Origin of the sequence: Thermoactinomyces sp. CICC 10523 (assembly GCF_016055105.1) — a bacterium.
Taxonomy (GTDB): Bacteria; Bacillota; Bacilli; order Thermoactinomycetales; family Thermoactinomycetaceae; genus Thermoactinomyces_A; species Thermoactinomyces_A daqus.
In genome coordinates this window covers 261,686-285,075 of record NZ_JAECVX010000001.1, presented here as the reverse complement: position 1 = coordinate 285,075, position 23,390 = coordinate 261,686, and the positions used below count along the sequence as shown (strand labels likewise).

The following is a 23,390-nucleotide window of genomic DNA, read 5'->3' as shown; positions in this document are numbered from 1 at the left end:
TGCCGGATTAAATCGAAAACCGCGATGAAGAACGGATTTCCTCTAAGAAATCCGTTCTTTTTCGCTTGTGGCCGATCCGATTCCATCAGCGATAATAGGGAGGGGCCGGGTAATCCGGGTTGATAGCAAGAGCTGAGAGCTGCTCACGCAAAAGGCGGTTTTCTTCTTTTAACTGCTGCACTTCATACAGCAATTGTTCCATCCATTCTTCCATCCGGAGGAAAAATTCCTGGTGATGAACCGACTCCTCATTTTGTTCAAATTCCAAATAATCTTTGATAATTTCGTCGAGAAATTCGTTTACATCATCGATATCATAACCGCGTTTCGCTCGTTTGAATTCTTTTCCGTGAATCTCTTCGGCCGTCAAGCGGGGCATACGGGAACCTCCTTAAACATTCTATTAAATTCATTATAGTATTTATATTCAAAACGGTAAATATTCTATTCGGCCCTGTTAGATCTGGAGATCCAGTCTTTCCGCAACCGCTTTAACCAGAGAACCGCTTTTGATCAGGTGAGCGGCGATGTTGATCTCTGCATGTCCTTCACGGTCATCGTCAAGCGGAGGAACGTGTCGGCGCAAAAGCTCCCGTGCAATCAGTGTTCCCCTTCCGCATGATTTGCTGGAAAATTCCAGTGCCTGTGCGGCACACAGGTATTCGATCGCCAAGACGTTGGTTACATTTTCTATGATTTTCAGGCACTTTCGCGCACTGATCGAACCCATGCTGACATGATCTTCCTGGTTGGCCGATGACGGAATTGAATCAACTGAAGCCGGATGGGCCAAAGTTTTGTTTTCCGAGACAAGTGATGCCGCCACATACTGCATGATCATATAACCGGAATGAAGCCCGCTCCTGGCCGATAAGAAGGGGGGCAGTCCGCTCAACTGCGGGTTGACGAGGCGTTCCGTCCGCCGTTCGGAGATATTGGCGATCTCCGCAAGGGCGATGGCGAGAAAATCGGTGGTGAGGGCCAATGGTTGTCCGTGAAAATTTCCGCCGGAGATCACTTCTCCTTCACTGGCAAAAATGAGCGGATTGTCCGTTGCCGCATTCATTTCCTGTACAATTGTCTTCGCTGCATAGTGATAGGCATCTTTGGAAGCTCCATGCACTTGAGGGATGCAACGTAAACTGTAGGCATCCTGCACTCTTTTCTCTCCCGGCCGGGTGGTTCGTCCGCTTTCCGCGAGCAAGGCCAGCATGTTTTTCGCTGTGACGATTTGTCCGTAATGACCCCGAACCTGCTGAATGAGCGGGTGAAAAGCATCGGGGATTCCTTCCAGCGCTTCCACGGTCATCGCGGCGATGATATCGGCTGCTTTCAGTAAGTTTTCCGCATAGAGTACAGCCAGGGCACCGATGCTGCACATCATTTGCGTACCATTGATCAGCGCCAGTCCTTCTTTCGCTTCCAGACGGATCGGTTTCATCCCCAGCCGGGCCAGCGCTTCTTTGGCAGGGATTCGATGCCCGTCGTGAATCACATCACCCAGGCCGATGAGAGGAAGACACATATGGGAAAGAGGCGCCAGGTCACCACTTGCACCGAGAGAACCCTGGGACGGGATCACCGGATGAACTTCGTGATTTAAAAGCGAGATGAGCATTTGCACAACGGACGGACGGATTCCGGAGAAACCTTTGGCCAGCGCGTTGATGCGGAGCAACATCGTCCCGCGCACCACTTCTTCCGGCAAAGGTTCACCGACACCGCAGGCATGGCTTTTCAGCAGATTGTGCTGCAAATTGTGCACTTCTTCCGGGGCGATCAAAACGTCACACAACTTTCCGAATCCGGTGGAGATTCCGTAAACTGCCCTTTCGTCGGAAAGTAATTTCGCCACATATTTCTGCGATGCCTCCATCCGTTCAATCGCGCAGTCGGAGAGTTCCACTGGTGCTTTGTTGAAAACAACTTCTGCAAATTGCTGGAAAGTTAAGCGGTCCCCGTAAATGAAAATGGCCGGTTTCTTCGTCATATTATCACTTTCCCTTTTTATTTAATTAGAGAATACAAGAGAAAGGAGGGTTAGGCGTTGGCCCGACCCTCCTTTCTTCAGAGCATCCTCTATAAACTTGTTTGCCTATTATTATAGGCAATCAAACGGGGGCACGTCTATCTTGCTGGATCACTTTTCACCGCAACAGAAAAAGATGCATAAGTTAAGAAAACGGGTTTAGTTGGGAGGTGTAGGAAAGCATGCCTTGCACCAACCGCAATCTTCTTAAAAACGGCAACTTTCGGAGCGGAATTTTCCCTTGGACGGGAACGGGAATCAAGTGGGTCAAGAACCCGTTTCAAGAAGGGGACGTTTCCGTTCTGATGAAAGGCAGTGCGACCAACCACGCAGTGTTAAAACAGACCATCCCGGGTGAGTTTGAAGAAGAATGTTCCTATTATTTGAATTTCCGCGTTCTCAATGTCACGTCCGGTGGTGGCGAAGCCATATTGTATGCCGCGGTATCCTATTTGGACGGGAGAAAAAATCTGATTCGCACAACACCGCTGTTGATAGAACCGCCGGCCGGCTCTTCCAGCTGGTATTCTTATTTTTCGATCGTTCCGCCTCCTCCTGCGAAAACGCGATTCGCCACTGTGGTCTTTTTGCTTGCGAAGGGAGAATTGCTGGTTGATTATATCCGTTTCGCTTCTCATTCCATTTCATGATTTTTTTCATTTTAAAAGCTGCCTGGCGGGTGGCTTTTTCTGTATGACTTCTCTTTTCATCCCCGGACTGCGCGGGGAAGTGATTGATCGTTTTTGTTTTTTTGTAGAAATGAGGAGACAAATTCGATATACTGTAACGTGCAAAACCATATTGATGTTTATGGGTATTTTATAAAAAAGACGATAAATACATATTTCCTGAAAAGAGGAGTGTGGACGGAATGAAAATATTAGCTGTTCCGGGGAGTTTGAGCACCAATTCGACAACCCATCTGGCTGTAGGCATCGTGGCGGAAGCGGCACGTAAGGCCGGAGCCGAGGTCGAGGTATTTGATCTGCGGAAAAACCCGTTGCCGATTTATGACGCTCGTTCGGATGAATCCACTTATCCCGACAATGTTCACTTGTTTAAGAAAAAAATGTTGGAAGCAGATGGATTTATCCTAGGTTCGCCCGAATACCACGGCAGCATCTCCGGGGTTTTGAAAAATGCCCTTGATTTTATCGGTGCACGCGAACTTGAAGGGAAATTTGTCGCTTTGGTGGGCACTGCCGGCGGGGCAATGGGGGCAACCAACACAGTCAACACTTTAAATATCATCTGCCGTACACTGCATGCCTGGCCTCTGCCCTCGATGCCGTCGGTTCCCCAATCTTATATGGCCTTTAATCCGGACGGAACCCTCAAGGATGAAAAATTGCAAAAGCGATTGGAAGAACTGGGGCAAAATCTGGTGGCCACAATCACACGCCATGGCGTTTTGACGCGATAAACCGCTTGAGACGGGAGGCATGGCATGGAGAATCAATTTTGGACGGATAGGGGGACCTCTTAAATGACGACACCGAGTATGGAAGATTACTTGGAGAACATTTACAAGTTAATTGAACAAAAGGGATACGCAAGAGTCTCCGATATTGCCGAAGCGTTGGAGGTACACCCCTCATCTGTCACGAAAATGGTGCAAAAACTGGATCAGAGTAATTATCTTGTTTACGAAAAATATCGTGGTTTGGTTCTGACCCCCAAAGGGAAAAAAATAGGAAAACGGCTGGTTGACCGCCATCATTTGCTGGAGGAATTTTTGCGGTTGATCGGCGTCAGCGAGGAACAGATTTACCATGATGTTGAAGGCATCGAACACCATTTGAGCTGGGATTCAATCACCTGTATCGAAAATTTGGTTCGGTTATTGGAAAATAATCCGGATTTGGTAAAACATTTGCATACAATAAAAGAAGCAGACGCTGATGATGAATCACGCTAACCCATGGACTCGTCCTTGGGTTTTTTCATTCATTTTTTGCTAGGAGGATGGGGATGGAAGGAAATGAGGTTTGGGCCGATGCTGTCTTTGAAGGCGGGGGAGTGAAGGGGATCGGGCTTGTCGGTGCCCTGTCTGTGGCCGAAGATCATGGATACAGATGGAAAAAGGTGGCCGGCACTTCCGCAGGGGCCATGATTGCGACGTTATCGGCAGCCGGATACACGGCGAAGGAATTGTATGAGATCTTGCTTCAAAAGGATTTTTCTGAATTTTTAATCCGGACTTGGTATGGGCGTATTCCCTATCTGGGACCGGCACTCAGCTTATTGATTAAGAAAGGATTTTATTCCGGCGATGCCCTGGAAAAATGGGTGGAGAAACTCCTTTTGCAGAAGGGGATTGCCACCTTCGATGATTTCGGGGAAGAGGTGCCTGTTCACCTGATCGCATCGGATATCACGCGCGGGCGTTTGCTCGTATTGCCACATGATTTGACGGAATATGGGTATGATCCCGGAGCATTTTCCGTGGCGAGAGTGGTTCGCATGAGTTGCAGCATTCCTTATTTTTTTGATCCGGTGAAACTGTTGCACAAACCGAGTGGAAAACCATGCTATATCGTGGATGGTGCAGTCCTGAGCAATTTCCCTGTCTGGATCTTTGACCGGGAAAATCCACGCTGGCCCACTCTCGGTTTTCGGCTTTTTTCACCGGATGAAAAAGCTTTTCACGAAATCGAGGGGCCGTTCAGCATGTTTATTTCCATTTTTTTGACCATGATGGATGCGCATGATAACCGCTACATTAAGGAACACGATGGGGTGCGGACGATTCAAGTGCCCACTTTGGGGATTAAATTAACTGATTTTTCATTATCGGCAGAAAAAAAGAGGGAGCTGTTTCAGGCGGGGGCCCGGGCAGCAGAGAGTTTCTTCAGTACATGGGATTACCGCAAACATTTGGCCGACCGCGCGAAAAAACAGGGGATTTCCTACAATCTGCGCCCTGGTGACAAGGCCGGAAACGGGTAAAAAACAGCCCTTATCCGCAAGTCCTAGGCGGTATAAGGGCTGGGGAGTTTAATATTTTTTGTTTCCGTCAATCACCTGAAACGGCCTTTTCTTTTTGCGGGCTTTTTTGCCTTTGTTTTTTTTCGCGAGCGGTGGATGGGCAGAAGTGAATCTGAGCAACCACTGTGGGGGTGTCTTAAACAGGAAATAGATCAGCGCAATAATGATCACAGGCAGCAAAATCGAGAAGGGTGCCCTGATCAGCTGAACCACAAAACCGAGACCTGCCAAGCCGAGAATGAGGTAATGCCAAGCTTTGGCTGATTTCATTATCAACCCCACCCCTTTTTAATTAAATGCTGGCGTGGTGCGCTGAACGCCGTTGGCCAGGCGTGCTTCTGCTTGGGCGTCCAGTTCCCGCATGCGGTTAAACGCAGCAATTGCCACTTCCACCTGATCGTCGGTCGGCTCTTTTGTTGTCAATTTTTGCAACCAAAGTCCCGGATATCCGAGCCAGGCTAGAATCGGGATATCTTTAACGGCGTTTGTCATCCGTAAAAGCTCGTAGGAAAGGCCGATTACGAGCGGAATCAGCGCCAGGCGAATCAGGATGCGATCCCATACGCTATGGTAAGTGAAAAATGAGTAGAGGATGACACCGACGATGATCGAGAGAATGATAAAACTGCTTCCGCAGCGGTAATGAAGCGTGGAATGTTTTTGCACATTCGTTACGGTTAATTCTTCCCCTCGTTCAAAGGCGGTAATCACTTTATGCTCGGCACCGTGGTATTGAAAAACGCGCTTGATCAAGGGGGTAAATGAGATGCCCCAAAGGTAGGCAAGCAGAAGGATGGTTTTAATGGCTCCTTCAATTAAACTCTGCAAAAACATACTATGCACGAAACGGTCAAACAGGATGCTGGCGAGAAAGGCGGGCAGGGCGGTAAAGACCATTTTTCCGATGAGCAGGGACAAAATGCCGACCATGGCGACACCGAGAATCATCCCCCATTTGGAACTTGATTGATTCTCCTGTACGCTCTCATCGGCTGATTCCGCTTCCTCATCATGATCGCGTTCGAACATGTCAGATGCAAACTGCAAATGCTTTGCCCCGGAGGCACTGGCCAATACCAGAGCAACAATTCCACGCACAAGCGGAATTTTGCTTAACCACTTCAAGCCGGGTTGTCCTTGTTTTTTCACCTCAAAAAACTCGATTTCCCCAGTTTTTCGCCTCACGGCGGTCACTTGTGCATAACGGCCGCCAAACATCACGCCCTCAACGACCGCTTGCCCGCCATATGCTACAGGTTTGTCAGCCAATTTCTGGTTGCACCACCTTCATTTTATCTGGAAGGAACAAACATTTGGTGGTTTTATTCTAACATAAGGTGAAACTAAAACAAATGCAAAAACTCCTTGGCTGATCTGGATAAATAGCTGTTGGCTCTCCAAATGACAGCCGGTTCCATCACCAAAGGATCATTCTTGAAACGGAGAATTTTAAAATTGCCGAAAGGATTGAGTGAAAGCATGGACAAAGGGAGGATTGTTGCACCGAATCCGGCTGAGACCAGACTGAGCAGCATGGCGGAGTCATGGCATTCGCACAGAATATTCGGTTCTCGTTCCAAACGTTGAAACTCATTGATGATCTGATCATACAACCCTTTGCCGTGCAGGGGACGAAGCAGAATCAGGGGCAAGTCGGAGATATTGGCCAGTTCCGTATATGTGTCGTACGGAACCGTCCATTTTTCCGGCAAAACAAGAACACAGGGATCCGCTGGCAAAACGCGCTTTTCGATATTGCGCCCGGAAACCGAACTGGTGGCAATCGCGATTTCAATCTGCCGGCTTTCCAATAGCTCAAGCAAACGGGGAGACTCCCCTTCCCAAATGTTGAAGGTGAGAGCGGGATTGCGTTTCCGAAGGAGCATCACTTTTTCCAGCATCAAGGAAGCGCAATATATGGTGGACCCGACCGCCAGGGTTCCGCTGACCCTTTCCCTTAACTCCCGGACTTCCACAATGGCCGTTTCCAGATGATTGAGCGTTTCTTTTGCTCTTTTCAGAAACAGTTCGCCCTCATGGGTAAGCGTCAAGCATTTCTTTTTATTCCGTTCAAACAGAGTAACCCCCAGCTCCTCTTCCATTCTCTTCAGCTGCCTGCTCAGCGGAGGCTGTGCCATATGAAGCCGTCTCGCCGCACCTGTAATCGTTTTTTCTTCGGCGATGGCAACAAAATATTTTAACTGGCGAATATCCATTCGTTCTCCTTCTCTCCGTTCAGATGTCAGGATGGAGGTTGCCAACGTTCAAAAATCACTCCATCCCATTCTTGTATTTAATTAATCAACAGACCTCTTAGTATATACTTTAAAAGTATTATATGTATGTTTTTTAGATATTTCAAATATGGCAAAAAGAGGAGTATACTTTAAATTTGTAAAGGCTACTTTAAAAAAGCGTTGATTGATAGAAAGGAGGGGCGGGATGAGGATTATATTGGGGATGTCCGGTGCCACGGGGGCGATTTTCGGGGTGCGCACCCTTCAGTTGCTGAAAGAAGCTGGAGTGGAAACCCATTTGGTTCTCTCTCCGTGGGCCGCAGCGACCATCCGGTTGGAAACACCTTACTCGGTTAAAGATGTGGAAAAACTTGCGGACTATACTTATTCTTACAAGGATCAGGCAGCCAAAATATCGAGCGGATCTTTTCAGGTTGACGGGATGATTGTTGCTCCATGCAGCATGAAGACCCTGGCTTCCATCCGCATCGGGTTGGCAGATAATCTCCTGACCCGTGCCGCCGATGTCATTCTGAAAGAAAGAAAAAAGCTTTTGTTGATGACGCGGGAAACCCCTCTCAGTACCATTCATCTTGAAAATATGTTGGAACTGTCGCGAATGGGAGCCGTTATTTTCCCGCCGATGCCTGCTTTTTATAATCTTCCCAAAAAATTGGATGACCTGGTTGACCATATCGCTTTTCGGGCGCTTGATCAGTTTGGAATTCATCTGCCGGGAGCAAAGAGATGGGAAGGAATGCATTCGCAATCAAAGGGAGGGAATGAAGATGGCATATAAAGATTTGCGCGACTTTCTGGCGACATTGGAAAAAGAAGGGCAACTGCTGACGATCAGTGATGAGGTGAAACCCGAGCCTGATCTCGGGGCGGCAGCCCGTGCGATCAGCAATCTGGGAGATCAGACCCCCGCACTTTTGTTCAATAATATATACGGATACAAAAATGCCCGCGTGGTCATGAATCTCCATGGTTCTTGGCCGAATCATGCTCTGATGATGGGACTGCCCAAAAATACGCCGCTAAAAGAACAGTTTTTTGAGTTCGCCCGTCGCTACAGCCAGTTTCCGGTTCCCGTCCAGCGGGAAGAAACCGCTCCTTTTCATGAAGTTGAAATTACGGAAAACATCAACCTGTTCGAGATTCTTCCTGTGTTTCGTCTAAACCAGGGCGACGGGGGTTTTTATATTGACAAAGCCTGTGTCATCTCGCGCGATGTGAATGATCCTGAGCATTTCGGCAAGCAAAACGTGGGGATTTACAGAATGCAGGTAAAAGGAAAAGACCGTCTGGGAATTCAACCGGTTCCGCAACACGATATTGGCATTCATTTGCGGCAGGCGGAAGAGCGGGGCGAAAATTTGCCGGTTGCGATTGCGCTCGGTTGTGAACCGGTGATTTCCACTGTTGCCGCCACACCGCTCTTATACGATCAATCCGAATATGAAATGGCCGGTGCCATTCAAGGAGAACCGTATAAGGTCGTCAAAGCGAAACTTTCCGATCTCGATATCCCCTGGGGTGCAGAAGTGGTATTGGAAGGGGAAATCCTGGCCGGAGTGCGTGAATTCGAAGGTCCGTTTGGAGAATTTACCGGCCATTATTCCGGCGGGAGAAGCATGCCTGTGATCCAGATCAAACGCGTGTACCACCGTAAAAATCCCATCTTTGAACATCTGTATTTAGGTATGCCCTGGACGGAAGTCGATTATATGATCGGCATCAACACGTGCGTTCCCCTTTATCAACAACTGAAAGAAGCGTTCCCGGAAGAAATTGTCGCAGTCAATGCCATGTATACCCATGGCCTCGTTGCCATTATTTCCACCAAACGCCGTTACGGCGGTTTTGCCAAAGCGGTGGGGATGCGGGCGTTGACGACACCGCACGGTTTGGGATATTGCAAGCTTGTCATCGTCGTCGACGAAGATGTCGATCCGTTTAATCTTCCGCAGGTGATGTGGGCTTTATCGACGAAGATGCACCCGAAACACGATGCCGTCATCATTCCGGATCTGTCGGTTCTTCCGCTTGACCCCGGCTCCAATCCGGCCGGCATTACGCATAAAATGATTCTTGATGCAACAACACCGGTGGCTCCGGAAACGAGAGGGCATTATTCCCAGCCGCTCGATTCTCCTTTGGGTACGGAGAAATGGGAGAAGATCCTGGGTGATATGCTTAGAAAGTAAAAAGGAGTGTGTAGCCATGCATACGTGTCCGCGATGTGAGTCGGAGAAAGCGGAAGTGGTGACCAAATCACCGGTTGAAGGGGCCTGGGAAGTATATCAGTGCCCGGTTTGCCTGTTTACCTGGCGTTCGTCCGAACCTGAAACGATCACGGATCCGAAAAAATACAACAAGGCGTTTAAAGTTGATCCTGCCGATGTTCCGCGTGCGACCAAGGTGCCGGCTGTACCGGAGCGGATCGTCAAATGATCTCCACTGGCGTGACAGCACCTTTGCGAAGAAGGTGACAGCCGGTGCAATGAAACGGGAAGCTCGCTGTTTCAAAAGCGATGCTGTTCAAGGAAAGAGTGAGAAAGATGGAAAATCAGAGGATTTCCGAAGAATTATGCCAGCTCTTCAATGGCCGGTCGCTTGAGGAGAAGCAGCATGAGGCCATGATGTTGCTGACTGTGACGGAAGATCTGTGGCCGCATATTGCCATGGTGAGTGTGGGGGAAATTCTGGCGCTTGACCGGACGCATCTGCGCCTGGCGCTCTGGCCTGGAACGACTACAACAGCGAATATCCTCCGCACAGGGAAAGCAACGCTTGTTGTTTTCTTTGCAGGAAAAGCGCACTATGTCCGGCTCTCTTTGAAAAGATTGCCCGAATTGCCGGGGGCCAGACACAAGCGGGAACGTTTTGCGGCGTCCGTTGTTTCCGCACGCGAAGATGTGGCGAAATACGCGGAGATCCGTTCAGGCGTCACAATCGATTTGAAAGATCCGGATGCGGTTCTCACCCGTTGGAGTGAAACGCTGGAGGAATTGGCCAAATAATAAAGGAATCAGGTTCGCCGAGAGTTGTTCTGTGACGAGACAGAGCAACTCTTTTTTCATGTACACGTCTTTGGGATATATCGCTTTACAATGGGATATCACTATGTTAGGCTGAACATGAGGAAAGTAAGTACTTACCTTATTAAAGTTCGGGCTGGAAGGGGATATGTCGGGTGGATTCATATATTTTGTTTTTCGATCAGGTGGATCGATCCAGCCTTTCCGTTGTCGGAGGGAAAGGGGCAAACCTGGGTGAATTGACCAAGGCCGGTTTTCCGGTGCCGGACGGTTTTTGTGTGACAACATTCGCTTATCAGGATTTTATGGCCACAAGCCCGGAAATGGATGCAATGCTTGATGAACTGAATGCCGTAAACCCGAATGATTTACCACGGCTGCGGAAGTTGGGAGAGCGCATCCGCGCACATATCCGGCAATTGGACATCCCTGTCCGGTTGGCGGAGCAAATTGTTCAAGCCTGGGAAAAGGTCGGAAAAGAGTATGCTTATGCGGTTCGTTCCAGTGCGACGGCGGAGGATCTGCCTGCCGCTTCCTTCGCCGGCCAGCAGGATACTTTCCTGAACATCAGGGGACAGGATGAATTGTTGCGTCATGTCCGGAAATGCTGGGCATCTCTGTTTACCGACCGCGCAATTTCATATAGGTCCAAAAACGGCTTTGATCACCGCCAGGTTTATCTTTCGGTCGTGGTGCAGCGAATGGTGAATCCGGAAATATCGGGGATTATGTTCACGGCTGATCCGGCTTCCGGGAACCGCCAAATCATTTCCATCGATGCCGGTTTCGGCTTGGGGGAAGCGATTGTATCGGGAATCGTCTCACCGGATTTATACAGGGTGAGAGCGGGACGGATCATCGACAAAAAAATCGCCGAAAAGAAAATCGCGATTTTTTCCCTGCCGGAAGGGGGAACGGTGAAAAAGGAGTTGCCCCTTGACCAACAAAGACAGCAAGCGCTGACAGACGAACAGATCGTGCAGCTGGCTGACCTGGGAAAAAGAATCGAGGCTCATTTTGGTTCCCCGCAGGATATCGAGTTTTGTCTGGAAGACGGACGGATTTTTGTGGTGCAGAGCCGTCCGGTCACATCACTGTATCCCTTGCCGGAACTTCCGCAAGAGCCTCTGCATGTCCTGGTCTCATTCGGCTATATGCAAATGATGACCGATGCCATGAAACCGCTTGGGATCTCCGTAATGCGAACGGTTTTTCCGAAATCCGTTCTTTTGGAAGCAGGAGGACGTCTTTTTATTGATCCGACCGAATTGCTTCGCACCAAGCCGGGAAGAAGAATAGTGCCCAAAGCGTATGAGCAGTTATTCGATGAAGGACTCGCCCGGGCGATTGATGAAGTGATTCGGCGGCCCGAGTTTGAACGGGTTTCTCCCAGGCCGGGATTGATCAGACTCATGGTCCGGATGATGGTTCCCATCGTGAAAGATATATGGAAAAACTTGTGGAAGCGCGATCCGAAATCGGCAAAAAGCAAAGTTGAAAGCTTTATGGAGAAAAAGCAATCGGAAATCCGTGCAGAGTTGCAGGGGAAAAGCGGGGCAAGCCGGCTGGAAGCAGTGCAACATCAATTGGGCGTTTTGGGGAAGGAGATTGCCCCGAAACTCTTGCCATACGTCGCCTGTTATCCGATCGCCTTTCTTCTGTTGAAGAAAATGCTGGGGGATGTCAAAGAATTGCATCAATTAAATAAATCCCTCCCTGGCAATATCACGAGCAGAATGGGGCTGGAGATCGGCGATTTGGCTGATCTGGTGCGGGAATTGCCTGAGGTAGAAGCATATTTGCAAAAAGCAAACGACGCGACTTTTTATGAAGGGCTTTTACAAGTTCGCGGAGGAGAGCGATTCAAGGCAGCCTTTGCAGCTTTTATCGCCAAATACGGAATGAGATGCCCGGGGGAAATCGATTTGACAAGGCCCCGCTGGCGTGAAGCACCGACCCGGCTGGTTCCCGCCATCCTGGGACACATGCGCAGCGTGAAGCCGGGAGAACATCGGCATAAATTTATCCGTGGCGAACAGGAAGCCCGGGAAGCGGCACAGCGGATAATGGATCAGGTAAAGCAAAGCGGTTTTAAGTCCAAACGGGTTCGGCGTCTCATTGAGGTGTACCGCTATATGGGCGAACTGCGGGAGCACCCCAAATATCTGTTTGTTTCCATTCTGGATGAATGCAAAAAAGCGATCCTGGCCGAAGCGGAAGAACTGGTGAAGAAAGGAATTCTCAACGAGAAGGAAGATGCGTTTTTCTTTACTCTTGACGAGTTGATTCAACTGACAAAGGGAGAGTTTTATCGGGATATCTTCGCTTGTCTGGCCGATCGCAAAGAAAAATACGAATGGCATCAGACGTTAAAGCCGCCAAAGGTTATGACGAGCGAAGGAGAGGTGGTTACCCCTTCCCCGAGAAAAGGAGAGTTTCCCGGCGGCGCGCTGATCGGAACTCCCGCTTCTGCCGGAGTGGCAGAAGGAATCGCCCGGGTTGTCCTCAAACCGGAAGAAGCTCATCTGAACGAAGGAGAGATTCTGGTTGCCCCTCATACTGATCCCGGCTGGACTCCGTTATTCCAGTCAGCCAAAGCGCTGGTCACCGAAGTGGGCGGGTTGATGACACACGGTTCCGTCGTGGCCCGGGAATATGGAATCCCGGCTGTGGTCGGAGTCGACGGGGCGACCGGAAAGATCAAGGACGGGCAGAGGATTCGGGTGGACGGAAATCAAGGATTTGTGGAAATCTTAGCGTAAACGGCCGGTTGAATAGAAATCAATAGCGGGGTTAAACTATTATCTGAATCGAAGGTTCATACCCCTTTATTTTTCCTGTTCCCTCGTTGATCGGGGGAATTTTTCTGTGAAAGCGGGAATACCTCTCGACTGGCCGCTTCCGGAAGGCATGAATGTTTCCCGTCAAAAGAAGAGATTCTTCCTCCTGCTCTCCTTTCCCGTAATTTTGTGGTACAATGACGGGAGGAAGCGGGGAGGTGATAGGGTGGCGAAGGTGCTTGTTTTGCACGGTCCCAACTTGAACTTGCTGGGTAAAAGGGAGAAGCAGGTTTATGGTCAGACCAGTTTGACGGAGATTAATCGCCGATTGATCTCCATGGGGAGAGAGTGGGGACTGGATGTCGAATGTTTCCAAAGCAACATCGAAGGGGAACTGATCAATCAAATTCACGGCGCAGAGAGCCGATTCGACTACATAATTTTCAACCCGGGTGCCTATACCCATTACAGTTATGCTCTGCGCGATGCGATCGCTTCCGTCGATGTTCCCGTAATTGAAGTGCACTTATCCAATATCCATGCCCGGGAGGCATTTCGGCATACTTCTGTCACTGCGCCCGTTTGCCGTGGACAAATTGTCGGCTTTGGCCCCTTGAGTTATGAATTGGCCCTGTCGGCAGTCCGGCAGTGGAGCCAGACCTAATCTGATAAAGAACGGGGTGAAACCAATGGAACAGAGGATTGACCGCTTGCGCACAAAAATGGCTGAAGCCGGTTTGGACAGCTTTTTGATCAGCAATCCGTATAACCGTCGCTACATATCCGGGTTTACGGGTTCGGCGGGCCTGGTGTTGATCACCGCTTCAGAAGCGATCTTGATCACCGATTTTCGCTATTTGACGCAGGTGAAAGAGCAGGCCCCCCATATGACATTGGTTCAGCACACGGGGTCGATTTTCGGGACGGTTGCCAAAGAATGTCAGAAACTTGGCGTGAAAAAACTGGCCTTTGAGCAGGATCATCTGACTTTTGCCGAGGCGATGAAGCTCAAAGCCACATTGGACGGAATCGAAACGGAACCGGTCAGCGGGATTGTTGAAGAAATGCGCATGATCAAAGATGCGGAAGAACTGAAGATCATCCGGGATGCCGCGAAAATCGTCGACCGCACCTTTGAAACCCTCATCGGGGAGCTGAAACCGGGGATGAAAGAAAAGGAGGTCGCTTTGCGCATTGAAGTGCTGATGCGGGAAATGGGAGCCTCTTCATCCTCATTTGAGACGATCGTTGCTTCCGGAAAACGTTCGGCGCTGCCGCATGGAACGGCAAGTGAGAAAAAACTGGAGAAAGGTGACCTGGTAACGCTCGACTTTGGCGCCTATTATCAAGGATACGCTTCCGATATCACGCGCACGGTGGTGCTCGGCAAACCGGACGGGAAACAAAAAGAGATTTATGATATTGTATTAGAGGCTAACAAACAAACCGTATCCGCGGTTCGTTCCGGAATGACCGGGCGCGAGGCTGATCGCGTCGCCCGTGATTACATCAGCAAACACGGGTATGGCGATTATTTCGGCCATGGAACCGGCCATGGGCTGGGCCTGGAAGTTCACGAAGCGCCGAGGCTTTCCACCATGGGTGACACGGTGCTCACCCCGGGAATGGTTGTTACCGTGGAACCGGGAATTTATCTCCCTGATTTTGGCGGGGTGCGCATTGAGGACGATGTCGTTGTTACGGAATCCGGCAATGAAGTGATCACCCATGCCAATAAAGAATTGATTATCATCGATTAGAGTTGGAGGATGCAAGCATGATCAGTGTAAACGATTTTCGTACCGGCCTTACCATCGAATTGGATGGTGATGTTTGGCAAGTATTGGAGTTTCAACATGTAAAACCGGGGAAAGGGGCAGCCTTTGTCCGTTCCAAACTGCGCAACTTGCGCAACGGAAATATTCAGGAACGCACATTCCGCGCCGGTGAAAAAGTGCAGCGCGCGATGGTGGAAACCCGCCAAATGCAATATCTGTATGAAAGCGGCGGAGAGTACACGTTTATGGATAATGAAACTTACGATCAGATCACCCTTCCGGCAGAACGCCTGGAATATGAGCTCAATTTCCTGCAAGAAAACATGAATGTGAACATCGTCTCATACAAGGGTGAAACAATCGGGATTCAATTGCCCAACACCGTGGAACTGGAAGTGGTGGAAACCGATCCCGGCATCCGTGGGGATACAGCAACCGGCGGCAGCAAACCGGCAAAGCTTTCCACCGGATTCGTCGTTCAGGTTCCGTTGTTTATCAACGTGGGAGATCGCCTCGTGGTCGATACCCGCAGCGGAGAATATGTGTCCCGCGCGTAAGTCTGTCCTCAAAAACCTCTGTGGCTCAAAGGCTATGGAGGTTTTGTATTATTTCCGTGAAGAGGAGGAGAAGAATGAAAATTGTCTCAGTTGAACCGACACCCAGCCCGAATGTGATGAAACTGAATCTGGATGAATCGCTTGAACCGGGCAAGAGCTATAATGTGAGCAGAGAAAAGCAGGAAGGGGCCCCCGATTATCTGCGGAAACTGGTCGCCATCGACGGTGTGACCGGAGTGTTTCAGGTTCTTGATTTTATTTCTCTTGAGCGCCATCCCAAAGCCGACTGGGAAACGGTGTTGGCGGCGGCCCGGGCCGTTTTGGGAGAGACTGAGCCGACAAAAGAAACGAAGACGGGAAATCTTGTGACGGATACTTCGGAGGATGCGTCGTTTGGTGAAGTGGAGGTGCAGATTCAGCAGATTAAAGATATTCCTATGCAAGTCAAAATCATAAAAAATGGGGAGGAAACGCGGTTTGGACTGCCGGAGCGGTTTAAAGAGGCCGTGATGGAGGCGCAAAAGGCGACGACCAATCTCGTTTTTGAGCGGAAATGGGTGCAGCAGAAACCGCGCTATGGCGATGTTCAGGAAGTGGGGGCCCAGGTGGTTGAAGAGATATCGGCCGCGTATGATGAAGAGCGCCTCAAGCGCCTGGTGGAACTCGCCTTTGCTTCCGATCAGGAGAAAGAGAAGCAAAAAACGGCCATCAGCAGGGAAGAAGTGCTCGCCGCTTTTCGCGAGGAGGATTGGAAAAAGCGGTATGCGGCTTTGGAACAATTTGAACCCAGCCTGGATGATACCGACATTTTGGATCTGGCCCTGTCCGATTCCAAAGCTGCAATTCGCCGCCTGGCGGTGGTTTATCTGGGGTTTTTGGAAAACAAAGAGGTGCTTCCCTTCCTTTATCGCGCCTTGAAAGATGCGTCGCCGATCGTGCGCCGGACGGCAGGCGATACGTTGTCGGATCTGGGGTATGCAGAAGCCATTCCGGCGATGTGCGAAGTGTTGACGGACCCGAACAAATTGGTGCGGTGGCGCGCGGCGAGATTTTTATATGAAATCGGAGATGAAACGGCTCTGCCGGCACTTCGTCAGGCGGCAAACGATCGGGAATTTGAAGTGCGTTTACAGGCCAGAATGGCGCTGGAGAGGATTGAGCGGGGAGAAGAAGCCAGCGGAACCGTGTGGCAGCAGATGATGAGGAAAATGGAAGAAGACCGCAAAGATCAGTGAAAGAGAAAAGCCCTTCGCCGAAAAGTGAAGGGCTTGCAATCGATTCAGTTCAGCCACCATTTAAACAGTTTCAATAAAAAGGCGGTGATTCCTGCAGCCATCAGCGGTCCGACTGGAATGCCCCTTAAAAATAAAATGCCGAAGATGGAGCCGAGTACCATGCCGACGATCAACTGTGGATCGACTTTCAGGAGATCAAGCCCTTTCCCGTTCATGTATGTCGCCAGTGCCCCACCGAGGAGCGCCAGGATCCCGGGGAGAGTTAAAAACACCTGAGCGATATCCTTCGATTGAATGCGTCCGCTGGCGAAAGGGACAAGAACGGCGATCGTCAGAAACAGAAGGCCAAACTCCATGCCGCGGCGCTCCAGCGCAAGAAAGTAACGTTCCAGGTGAATAAATTTCAACATAAGCAAAAGGCTTGCCGCAGTTGAGATAATGGGCGATCTTCCTAACATACCAATAATAATGAGACCGACGAGCAAAAGATCGGGATTCATGAAATTTACCCCTATTTTGTGGTGTTTGTACCACTTTATGAGGGGCTTGGTTATTTTATTAACGAAATTCACCGATCATACCGCAATAGTCGGTAAACGTATCCGCCCGGAGTCCCCGCCGCAGGCATTCGAGCGCCAAAATATCGTAATGCGGAATATTTCCGAAATTGGCATTGCTTCCAAGGATCTTTAAAAGCGTGATTTGCTGATCTTTGCAGGGAGCCTCCCAGATCAGGCGGTCGGGGTTTGTTTGTTCAATCAGCTGGTAGAGAACGGGTAACCTGATTTTTCCCTCATGGTCAAAGATGCCGATTTCCTTGCCATTTTCCCTTCCTTCCACAATCACGTAGGAGGCTCCGCTCTCCAGATCTTCCTCATAGGTTTTGACAAACGAAGAAACAGGATAGAGGTAACCGGATTGCTTTTTTCCGATTTCCGTTACTACATGGAGTCCGCTCTCTCGGCAGCGCCTGATGATTTGTTTCCGGTCGTGGGAGGGAAGATCGATCGTCCCTGCCGAGACCTCCATCCACTCCATCCCCAGTTCGGCGACTGTCTCGATGAAGAGCTCCCATTTATTTTTGCTGTAAGCAATCTCAAAAAAGGTTCCCCCGGGGTAAAGGAAGACGCCGTGCTGCTTGGCCAGTGCGGCTTTTTCCCGCAAAATGTCTGCCGGAGTGACCGCGGCGGTACCAAAACCGATCTTGATAAAATCAAGATGGCTGCCGGCAAGTTCCAGCAGATCGCGAAACGCCGTTAACCCCAGCCCTTTGTCCATTACCATGGTAATGCCGGTCTGCCGGGGTTTTTCAGCTCGTTGCAGGCTGAGATCGGTGAGCTCCTCATGCCAAATACATTGTTTTTTCTTCAAGCCATTCGCCTCCTCTAAATGGGCTTCAATTCCAGTTTATGCATAGGCGAATGACCTTGTGCCTTTTCATTTGCTTAAACAGGGGAAAGGCGTTTTTTTCGCAGCAACAGGCGTGATTGCCCATCTTTCCCTTTCAGGCGCTGGGGCCGCCGGATAAAGATGAGCGCCAGGAAAAAGGTAATGATCAGCATGATCCCAAGCCCGATAAATAAGGGGAAAGGCCGGCTGGATAAACTGCTGAAAACGGGTGGCCCCAATGCGACACCAAAAAAGCGGACGCTGTTGTATAAGGCGGTGATGATTCCGCGTTCCTGAAGTCCGATCGCCGATGTGATCAGGGTATTGAGACAGGGGAGGATCAACCCGCTGCCAATCCCGATGAAGAAGGAACAGCCCACCAGCCAATACACATTTTTAAACCAGGGCACTGCGGCGACGGATAAAGTGGCCAAAACGAGGCCGATCAGGATAAATTTTTTCATTTTGTTCGTTTTTTCTTTCACATGGGAACCGCTTAGATAGGCGGTCATACATAACGCAAGAAGCGGAATGGCCAATATGACCCCTTTGAACATACCGTCAATTTTATAAATTTTTTCCAGGAAATCGGACAGATAAAAGAGAACGCCGAACATCGTAAACATGATGATTGCACCGGCCAGGAAAGCGACGGACATCCACTTCCCCTGGCGGCGAAAAATCTTTATGACATGTTGTTTGTACTCGGAAAGAGGCTGCGGTTTTTCTTTTGCTGCCGGTTCGTCAACCAGTTTCCACAGGGCGACCGCAGCCGGCACACAAAGCAGGGGAAAGGCGAAAAACATGGCATACCAGGTGATCATGGCGATCAAGGAACCGAGGATCGGACTCAATACCTTTCCCATCGCGTTGGAAGCTTCGATGATGCCCAGGGCTTTGCTGCGGTTTTGCTTTTTGTAGAGGTCACCGACCAAAACCATCGCGATGGGGGCTGTTCCGGCTGCACCAATGCCCTGGATGATCCGCGATGCGAGCAGCAATGTGAAAGAACCGCCTTTCCATATGGAAGAAAATCCCGCCAGCAAGCCTCCGAGACCGTACAGCAGGAGACAAAGGATCACCACCTTTTTTCGCCCGACCCTGTCGGATAAAATGCCGGCTAAAGGGATGACGATGGCAGCAGGAATGGAAAATAACGTAATCAACAAGCTGACCTGAAAAGACGTTACGTTCAGCACTTTGCTGACTGTGGGCAAAACGGGTATGAGCATGGAGTTGCCAAGAACCATGATAAACGGGATGAAACTTAAAGTGATGAGAGCCCAAAGCGTCGGCGAACGGTCTTTGCTCTCAACAATTGAGCCTTGAGCCATGAAGTTCACCTCTTGTGCAAATCAGATTGATCTTAGCTTTCCCTGCCAAATCATTTTTTATCTGCCAGTTATTGAATGATTTTTGGCCGGGAATCGTGGAACAATAACGATAACGTTCAAGTGGATGAGGTGAAATGATATGTATGAAAGCTTAAGACGGGAAATTTCTTATATCCAGGGCCTTTTGGAAGGTGATTCCGACCATCAGCACCATGTTGAATATAAAGGATTAAACCGTTTGCTCGATATCATCGATCAGTTGATCGAGACCAACGAGCAAATGGCCCGCCGTCTGACGGAACTGGAAGAGTATGTGGAAGCAATTGACGAGGACTTGAATGATGTGGAGCTTCTCACTTATGGTGAGGAGGATGATGAAGGGATGGTTGAGGTCGTCTGCCCGGAATGCGGCGAAGAAGTGCTGCTGGATGAAGAGGATTTGGAAGATGATTCCGTCGAACTCCTCTGCCCCAAATGCCATACGCTGCTTGAAGTGGAAGATGTGAACGAAGAGGAAGTGGATGATTTAATTACCGCCACTGAATAGATGGATCCCTTTTTGATCTGGATGGAGCGGAAAAGGCCGCTCTTTTTTTATGCTTGTCATAATACGAACAAGCTTACATAAGAATGGGAATAAAAGATTTTTCTGGGACAGGAGGTGCTCCATGTCGATCAAACCCGTTTTGCGCATTCTTCCCCTGGCTCTTCGGGAATTGATCCAATCCCTTCCCCGGACGATTTTGGAGTCTCTTGAGGAAATCAGAATTCGGCAAGATCGGCCGTTGGAGATCATCACTTCGGAGCAATCCTGGTTTGTCAATCATTTGGCCCAGTTGACACATGCTCCGCGCGGTTCGTTTCTTCCCGGCAAAGAAGATTGCCTGAAAATACTGAACCTGATCAGTAATCATTCATTATATGCCATGGATGAAGAACTGAGAAAAGGTTTTGTGACCATCGAAGGAGGCCATCGGGTGGGACTGGTGGGCAGGGTTGTGATGGAGCAAGGAAAAGTAAAGCTACTGCGCGATGTCACCGGATTTAATGTGCGGATTGCCAGGCAGATCAAGGGGGTGGGGGAATCACTGATTCCGTTCGTTTTCCCGCATGGGCGTGCGGAAAATGTCCTGATCGTCTCACCGCCACAATGCGGCAAAACCACGCTGATTCGCGATCTGGCACGGTTGGCGAGCCTGGGCGGAGATCATCACCGGTCGCATAAAGTGGGAATTGTGGATGAGCGATCTGAAATCGCCGGCAGCGTGGGCGGGGTGCCGCAACACGATCTGGGGCCGCGAACCGATGTTTTGGATGCGTGTCCGAAAGCAGAAGGCATGATGATGATGATCCGCTCGATGTCCCCCGACATTCTGGTTGTGGATGAAATCGGCAGCAGGGAAGACAGCCAGGCCGTCCATGAAGCGGTCTATGCCGGGATCCGCCTCTTTGTTACCGTTCACGGCCAATCGGTGGATGAGATTCGGCGGCGGCCCATCTTGTCCGAGCTGATGGAGGAGGAAGTTTTTTCCCGCGTGATCGTCCTGAGCCGTTCCAAAGGACCGGGTACGGTGGAAGCGATATATAACCACATGTTTGAACCGCTTGACTTGTCCGTGTCCCGTTCGCGGAAGGTGCATCCCCTGTGATTAAATGGGCGGGCGCGATTTTCATTCTGATCGCTTCCACATGGGCGGGGTTTTTGCTCGCCGGAAATCTCCGGGAAAGGCCGCGGCAAATAAGGGAATTGCGCTCGTGTCTCGCCTTGTTGCAGACGGAAATCAATTATGGAGTCCGGCCATTGGCCGACGCTCTGTCCCGGATCGCTGAAACAGCCGGCGGCGCCCTTGCGCGAATTCTCGAAAAAGGCAGCAAAAATCTGCTCAGCATGGATGGTGAATCTACATACCAGTGTTTGCACCGGGCGATCGAGGAGGAGTGGCGTCATACTGCCCTGTCCAAAACAGAGAAAGAAATTCTGTTGAAATTGTGCCATGTGCTGGGCAATTCAAGTCGCGCGGATCAACTTCATCATTTGCAGCTGGCCGCCACCCGGCTGGAAATGGAAGAGAGCAAAGCAAGATCCGAACAGGAACGGTATGAAAAAATGTATAAAACGATGGGGATTTTGACCGGTGCGCTATTGGTAATTTTGTTGATTTAACGTGGCGGATGGAGGGTGACTATGCCGTACCATTTGGATTCAGTCTTCCAGATCGCAGGGATCGGGATCATCGTCGCGATGATTCACACGGTGCTAAAGCAGATGGGAAAAGAAGATTTCGCCCATTGGGTGACATTGTTCGGATTTGTGGTGGTGTTGTTTATGGTGGCGATGTTGGTTCAGGATTTGTTTCAAACAATCAAAAATGTGTTTCTTTTTCGCGCATGATGGGAGGCGATCCGCTTGGAAATTATCCAGGTGGTGGGTCTGGGCCTCGTCACGACGTTTCTGATCTTGGTCATTAAAGAGCAAAAACCGGTTTTCGCCTTTTTGCTGGCGACCTTTGTCGGGATTATCATTTTTATTTCCCTTGTCGGAAAAATCAGCGAAGTGATCGGCGTACTGGAAAATCTGGCCCATCAAGCGCACGTGAACAACTTGTTCCTTGAGACGATCCTCAAGATTATCGGCATTGCCTATATCGCTGAATTTGGCGCCCAGGTGACGCGCGATGCGGGACAAGGAGCCATCGCATCCAAGATTGAACTCGCCGGCAAGATTCTCATCATGGTTATGGCAATTCCGATCATCACTGTGATCATCGAAACGATTATGCAAATTTTACCTTCGTAAGGATGAACCCGTATGAGATGGAAAAGGCGATTTTTCTGGATGCTTCCGGTGATCCTGGCCCTTTGGTTCACCCCGCTCATCGCCGGGGCGCAAGAAGGCGGGGAAGGACAGGATGCTTCGATCACCAATCAGCTCGTACGATCCCAGCTTAACCAGTTGCAGACAAAGCAGGTAGAGTCGTTTTGGAGCCAGCTCAGCGATGATTACGGCAAGTTTTTCGACCGGGGAAACTTTCCGAACCTGTTTGACATGCTGTTGTCCGGCAAAAAGGAATGGAGCATCAAAGATGTTGCCCTGGCTTTTCTGCGCTATTTTTTTCATGAAATTCTTTATAACGGGAAATTGCTTGGCAGCATTCTCATCCTGACTGTTTTCAGCATGATTCTGCAGACCCTGCAGACGGCCTTTGAACGAAATCAAGTTAGCAAAGTCGCTTATGCGATTGCGTTTTTGGTTTTGATTATTTTGATGGTGAACAGCTTTCATGTGGCCGTCGAAGCCGCGAGAACCGCGATCGGACGCATGATCGATTTCATGCTCGCCCTGGTTCCGCTCATGTTGACACTGATGATGACGATGGGAAATATCGGATCGGCCACGTTGTTTCACCCGTTTATCGTCTTTATGATTCATACGATTGGGACCTTTATCTATACCCTGGTCTTTCCGCTCCTTTTTTTCTCGGCGATCCTCAGCATCGTCAGCAGCTTGTCGGATAAATACAAGGTAAATCAGCTGGCGGGGCTGATGCGGAAAATCAGCATCTCGTTGCTTGGCGGATTGCTGACCATATTTCTCGGCGTCCTGTCCATTCAGGGAACGGCTTCGGCAGTGACGGACGGCATTACTTTGCGCACGGCCAAGTATATTACCGGCAATTTCGTTCCGGTCATCGGCCGCACGATCTCGGAAGCGGCTGACACGGTGGTGGGCGCTTCGCTGTTGGTGAAAAACACCATCGGTCTGGCGGGTGTCATTATTTTACTGATGATTTGCGCCTTTCCGGCGGTTAAAATTCTTTCGCTCGCGCTGATTTACAACTTCTCTGCGGCGGTGATGCAACCTTTGGGCAACAGCCCGATCATCGAAAGCCTTGAGACCATCGGCCGGACTTTGATCTACATTTTTGCCGCGCTGGCGACGGTCGGGCTGATGTTTTTTCTGGCAATTACGATTATCGTCGCTTCCGGGAACATCGCGGCGATGGTCAGGTAGGTGGTTA

At 49.9% G+C, this 23,390-nt stretch carries 27 protein-coding genes; 19 read left to right on the top strand and 8 right to left on the bottom strand.

Annotated features, from left to right (window positions below; all coding sequences use genetic code 11):
* Nucleotides 1-85: 85 nt before the first annotated feature.
* Nucleotides 86-379, bottom strand: coding sequence for a DivIVA domain-containing protein (locus I8U19_RS17565; RefSeq protein ID WP_052153851.1), 294 nt, complete (start codon nucleotides 377-379; stop codon nucleotides 86-88).
* Nucleotides 380-457: 78 nt separating this feature from the next.
* Nucleotides 458-1,990 carry a histidine ammonia-lyase gene (gene hutH / locus I8U19_RS01495; RefSeq protein WP_198054990.1) on the bottom strand — a complete coding sequence of 511 codons (1,533 nt, stop codon included), beginning with the start codon at nucleotides 1,988-1,990 and terminating at the stop codon, nucleotides 458-460.
* A gap of 221 nt (nucleotides 1,991-2,211) precedes the next feature.
* Here hutH and I8U19_RS01490 point away from each other — a divergent pair, with 221 nt between their 5' ends.
* The 4 genes from I8U19_RS01490 to I8U19_RS01475 all read left to right on the top strand — a co-directional run bounded on the left by I8U19_RS01490 (nucleotide 2,212) and on the right by I8U19_RS01475 (nucleotide 4,978).
* A complete protein-coding gene (locus I8U19_RS01490; protein ID WP_033099159.1) occupies nucleotides 2,212-2,679 on the top strand; it encodes a hypothetical protein in 468 nt (155 codons plus the stop codon).
* A 221-nt stretch (nucleotides 2,680-2,900) separates the two neighbouring features.
* Nucleotides 2,901-3,452, top strand: coding sequence for an NADPH-dependent FMN reductase (locus I8U19_RS01485; RefSeq protein WP_033099158.1), 552 nt, complete (start codon nucleotides 2,901-2,903; stop codon nucleotides 3,450-3,452).
* Nucleotides 3,453-3,515: 63 nt separating this feature from the next.
* Complete coding sequence (gene mntR, locus I8U19_RS01480; RefSeq protein WP_033099157.1) at nucleotides 3,516-3,947, top strand: transcriptional regulator MntR; 432 nt, start codon at nucleotides 3,516-3,518, stop codon at nucleotides 3,945-3,947.
* Between the two features lie 53 nt (nucleotides 3,948-4,000).
* Entirely contained in the window at nucleotides 4,001-4,978 is a 978-nt protein-coding gene (locus I8U19_RS01475; RefSeq protein WP_198054989.1) for a patatin-like phospholipase family protein, read from the top strand.
* A 48-nt stretch (nucleotides 4,979-5,026) separates the two neighbouring features.
* Here I8U19_RS01475 and I8U19_RS01470 read toward each other — a convergent pair whose 3' ends face one another.
* The 3 genes from I8U19_RS01470 to I8U19_RS01460 all read right to left on the bottom strand — a co-directional run bounded on the left by I8U19_RS01470 (nucleotide 5,027) and on the right by I8U19_RS01460 (nucleotide 7,233).
* A complete protein-coding gene (locus I8U19_RS01470; RefSeq protein ID WP_033099156.1) occupies nucleotides 5,027-5,287 on the bottom strand; it encodes a hypothetical protein in 261 nt (86 codons plus the stop codon).
* Between the two features lie 18 nt (nucleotides 5,288-5,305).
* Entirely contained in the window at nucleotides 5,306-6,235 is a 930-nt protein-coding gene (locus I8U19_RS01465; RefSeq protein ID WP_198055136.1) for a DUF1385 domain-containing protein, read from the bottom strand.
* A 125-nt stretch (nucleotides 6,236-6,360) separates the two neighbouring features.
* Entirely contained in the window at nucleotides 6,361-7,233 is an 873-nt protein-coding gene (locus tag I8U19_RS01460; protein ID WP_198055135.1) for a LysR family transcriptional regulator, read from the bottom strand.
* Nucleotides 7,234-7,459: 226 nt separating this feature from the next.
* Here I8U19_RS01460 and I8U19_RS01455 point away from each other — a divergent pair, with 226 nt between their 5' ends.
* From I8U19_RS01455 to I8U19_RS01415, 9 genes are all read left to right on the top strand, one after another.
* The gene (locus I8U19_RS01455) at nucleotides 7,460-8,053 is read left to right on the top strand and encodes a non-oxidative hydroxyarylic acid decarboxylases subunit B (protein WP_198054988.1); all 594 of its coding nucleotides are present in this window, start codon (nucleotides 7,460-7,462) and stop codon (nucleotides 8,051-8,053) included.
* On the top strand, nucleotides 8,043-9,464 hold the full coding sequence (locus I8U19_RS01450) for a non-oxidative hydroxyarylic acid decarboxylases subunit C (RefSeq protein ID WP_033099152.1): 1,422 nt from the start codon (nucleotides 8,043-8,045) through the stop codon (nucleotides 9,462-9,464). The genes I8U19_RS01455 and I8U19_RS01450 overlap by 11 nt, the downstream gene beginning before the upstream one ends.
* Nucleotides 9,465-9,480: 16 nt before the next feature.
* Nucleotides 9,481-9,711, top strand: coding sequence for a non-oxidative hydroxyarylic acid decarboxylases subunit D (locus I8U19_RS01445; protein WP_198054987.1), 231 nt, complete (start codon nucleotides 9,481-9,483; stop codon nucleotides 9,709-9,711).
* 107 nt (nucleotides 9,712-9,818) lie between these two features.
* Complete coding sequence (locus I8U19_RS01440; RefSeq protein WP_033102369.1) at nucleotides 9,819-10,280, top strand: pyridoxamine 5'-phosphate oxidase family protein; 462 nt, start codon at nucleotides 9,819-9,821, stop codon at nucleotides 10,278-10,280.
* 173 nt (nucleotides 10,281-10,453) lie between these two features.
* Complete coding sequence (locus I8U19_RS01435) at nucleotides 10,454-13,060, top strand: phosphoenolpyruvate synthase (RefSeq protein WP_198054986.1); 2,607 nt, start codon at nucleotides 10,454-10,456, stop codon at nucleotides 13,058-13,060.
* 244 nt (nucleotides 13,061-13,304) lie between these two features.
* Complete coding sequence (gene aroQ, locus I8U19_RS01430) at nucleotides 13,305-13,742, top strand: type II 3-dehydroquinate dehydratase (RefSeq protein ID WP_033102368.1); 438 nt, start codon at nucleotides 13,305-13,307, stop codon at nucleotides 13,740-13,742.
* Between the two features lie 25 nt (nucleotides 13,743-13,767).
* A complete protein-coding gene (locus I8U19_RS01425; RefSeq protein WP_198054985.1) occupies nucleotides 13,768-14,838 on the top strand; it encodes a M24 family metallopeptidase in 1,071 nt (356 codons plus the stop codon).
* Between the two features lie 17 nt (nucleotides 14,839-14,855).
* Nucleotides 14,856-15,413 carry an elongation factor P gene (efp, locus tag I8U19_RS01420; protein ID WP_033102366.1) on the top strand — a complete coding sequence of 186 codons (558 nt, stop codon included), beginning with the start codon at nucleotides 14,856-14,858 and terminating at the stop codon, nucleotides 15,411-15,413.
* Nucleotides 15,414-15,487: 74 nt separating this feature from the next.
* Nucleotides 15,488-16,648: a conserved virulence factor C family protein gene (locus I8U19_RS01415; RefSeq protein WP_198054984.1), complete on the top strand. Its 1,161-nt coding sequence runs from the start codon at nucleotides 15,488-15,490 to the stop codon at nucleotides 16,646-16,648.
* A 44-nt stretch (nucleotides 16,649-16,692) separates the two neighbouring features.
* Here the strand turns inward: I8U19_RS01415 and I8U19_RS01410 are convergent, their stop codons facing one another.
* The 3 genes from I8U19_RS01410 to I8U19_RS01400 form a co-directional block, all read right to left on the bottom strand.
* Nucleotides 16,693-17,148, bottom strand: a complete 456-nt coding sequence (locus I8U19_RS01410; RefSeq protein ID WP_033102364.1) for a DUF441 domain-containing protein — start codon at nucleotides 17,146-17,148, stop codon at nucleotides 16,693-16,695.
* Between the two features lie 58 nt (nucleotides 17,149-17,206).
* On the bottom strand, nucleotides 17,207-18,019 hold the full coding sequence (gene comA, locus I8U19_RS01405; protein ID WP_198054983.1) for a phosphosulfolactate synthase: 813 nt from the start codon (nucleotides 18,017-18,019) through the stop codon (nucleotides 17,207-17,209).
* 74 nt (nucleotides 18,020-18,093) lie between these two features.
* Nucleotides 18,094-19,371, bottom strand: coding sequence for an MFS transporter (locus tag I8U19_RS01400; protein WP_198054982.1), 1,278 nt, complete (start codon nucleotides 19,369-19,371; stop codon nucleotides 18,094-18,096).
* Between the two features lie 139 nt (nucleotides 19,372-19,510).
* On the opposite strand from I8U19_RS01400, the gene I8U19_RS01395 reads away from it, so the two are divergent.
* From I8U19_RS01395 to spoIIIAE, 6 genes are all read left to right on the top strand, one after another.
* The gene (locus I8U19_RS01395) at nucleotides 19,511-19,918 is read left to right on the top strand and encodes a CD1247 N-terminal domain-containing protein (RefSeq protein ID WP_198054981.1); all 408 of its coding nucleotides are present in this window, start codon (nucleotides 19,511-19,513) and stop codon (nucleotides 19,916-19,918) included.
* 127 nt (nucleotides 19,919-20,045) lie between these two features.
* Complete coding sequence (gene spoIIIAA / locus I8U19_RS01390) at nucleotides 20,046-21,020, top strand: stage III sporulation protein AA (RefSeq protein ID WP_198055134.1); 975 nt, start codon at nucleotides 20,046-20,048, stop codon at nucleotides 21,018-21,020.
* A complete protein-coding gene (gene spoIIIAB, locus I8U19_RS01385) occupies nucleotides 21,017-21,535 on the top strand; it encodes a stage III sporulation protein SpoIIIAB (RefSeq protein WP_033102363.1) in 519 nt (172 codons plus the stop codon). The genes spoIIIAA and spoIIIAB overlap by 4 nt, the downstream gene beginning before the upstream one ends.
* Before the next feature lie 21 nt (nucleotides 21,536-21,556).
* Nucleotides 21,557-21,763: a stage III sporulation protein AC gene (spoIIIAC, locus tag I8U19_RS01380; protein ID WP_033102362.1), complete on the top strand. Its 207-nt coding sequence runs from the start codon at nucleotides 21,557-21,559 to the stop codon at nucleotides 21,761-21,763.
* Between the two features lie 15 nt (nucleotides 21,764-21,778).
* Nucleotides 21,779-22,168: a stage III sporulation protein AD gene (gene spoIIIAD, locus I8U19_RS01375; RefSeq protein WP_033102361.1), complete on the top strand. Its 390-nt coding sequence runs from the start codon at nucleotides 21,779-21,781 to the stop codon at nucleotides 22,166-22,168.
* A 12-nt stretch (nucleotides 22,169-22,180) separates the two neighbouring features.
* Nucleotides 22,181-23,383: a stage III sporulation protein AE gene (spoIIIAE, locus tag I8U19_RS01370; protein WP_198054980.1), complete on the top strand. Its 1,203-nt coding sequence runs from the start codon at nucleotides 22,181-22,183 to the stop codon at nucleotides 23,381-23,383.
* The last annotated feature ends 7 nt before the right edge of the window (nucleotides 23,384-23,390 follow it).

Coding starts and splice junctions, on each gene's coding strand:
- I8U19_RS17565 (WP_052153851.1), bottom strand. CDS start 379: ATGCCCCGCTTGACGGCCGAAGAGATTCACGGAAAAGAATTCAAACGA.
- hutH (WP_198054990.1), bottom strand. CDS start 1,990: ATGACGAAGAAACCGGCCATTTTCATTTACGGGGACCGCTTAACTTTC.
- I8U19_RS01490 (WP_033099159.1), top strand. CDS start 2,212: ATGCCTTGCACCAACCGCAATCTTCTTAAAAACGGCAACTTTCGGAGC.
- I8U19_RS01485 (WP_033099158.1), top strand. CDS start 2,901: ATGAAAATATTAGCTGTTCCGGGGAGTTTGAGCACCAATTCGACAACC.
- mntR (WP_033099157.1), top strand. CDS start 3,516: ATGACGACACCGAGTATGGAAGATTACTTGGAGAACATTTACAAGTTA.
- I8U19_RS01475 (WP_198054989.1), top strand. CDS start 4,001: ATGGAAGGAAATGAGGTTTGGGCCGATGCTGTCTTTGAAGGCGGGGGA.
- I8U19_RS01470 (WP_033099156.1), bottom strand. CDS start 5,287: ATGAAATCAGCCAAAGCTTGGCATTACCTCATTCTCGGCTTGGCAGGT.
- I8U19_RS01465 (WP_198055136.1), bottom strand. CDS start 6,235: ATGTTTGGCGGCCGTTATGCACAAGTGACCGCCGTGAGGCGAAAAACT.
- I8U19_RS01460 (WP_198055135.1), bottom strand. CDS start 7,233: ATGGATATTCGCCAGTTAAAATATTTTGTTGCCATCGCCGAAGAAAAA.
- I8U19_RS01455 (WP_198054988.1), top strand. CDS start 7,460: ATGAGGATTATATTGGGGATGTCCGGTGCCACGGGGGCGATTTTCGGG.
- I8U19_RS01450 (WP_033099152.1), top strand. CDS start 8,043: ATGGCATATAAAGATTTGCGCGACTTTCTGGCGACATTGGAAAAAGAA.
- I8U19_RS01445 (WP_198054987.1), top strand. CDS start 9,481: ATGCATACGTGTCCGCGATGTGAGTCGGAGAAAGCGGAAGTGGTGACC.
- I8U19_RS01440 (WP_033102369.1), top strand. CDS start 9,819: ATGGAAAATCAGAGGATTTCCGAAGAATTATGCCAGCTCTTCAATGGC.
- I8U19_RS01425 (WP_198054985.1), top strand. CDS start 13,768: ATGGAACAGAGGATTGACCGCTTGCGCACAAAAATGGCTGAAGCCGGT.
- efp (WP_033102366.1), top strand. CDS start 14,856: ATGATCAGTGTAAACGATTTTCGTACCGGCCTTACCATCGAATTGGAT.
- I8U19_RS01415 (WP_198054984.1), top strand. CDS start 15,488: ATGAAAATTGTCTCAGTTGAACCGACACCCAGCCCGAATGTGATGAAA.
- I8U19_RS01410 (WP_033102364.1), bottom strand. CDS start 17,148: ATGAATCCCGATCTTTTGCTCGTCGGTCTCATTATTATTGGTATGTTA.
- I8U19_RS01400 (WP_198054982.1), bottom strand. CDS start 19,371: ATGGCTCAAGGCTCAATTGTTGAGAGCAAAGACCGTTCGCCGACGCTT.
- I8U19_RS01395 (WP_198054981.1), top strand. CDS start 19,511: ATGTATGAAAGCTTAAGACGGGAAATTTCTTATATCCAGGGCCTTTTG.
- spoIIIAC (WP_033102362.1), top strand. CDS start 21,557: ATGCCGTACCATTTGGATTCAGTCTTCCAGATCGCAGGGATCGGGATC.
- spoIIIAE (WP_198054980.1), top strand. CDS start 22,181: ATGAGATGGAAAAGGCGATTTTTCTGGATGCTTCCGGTGATCCTGGCC.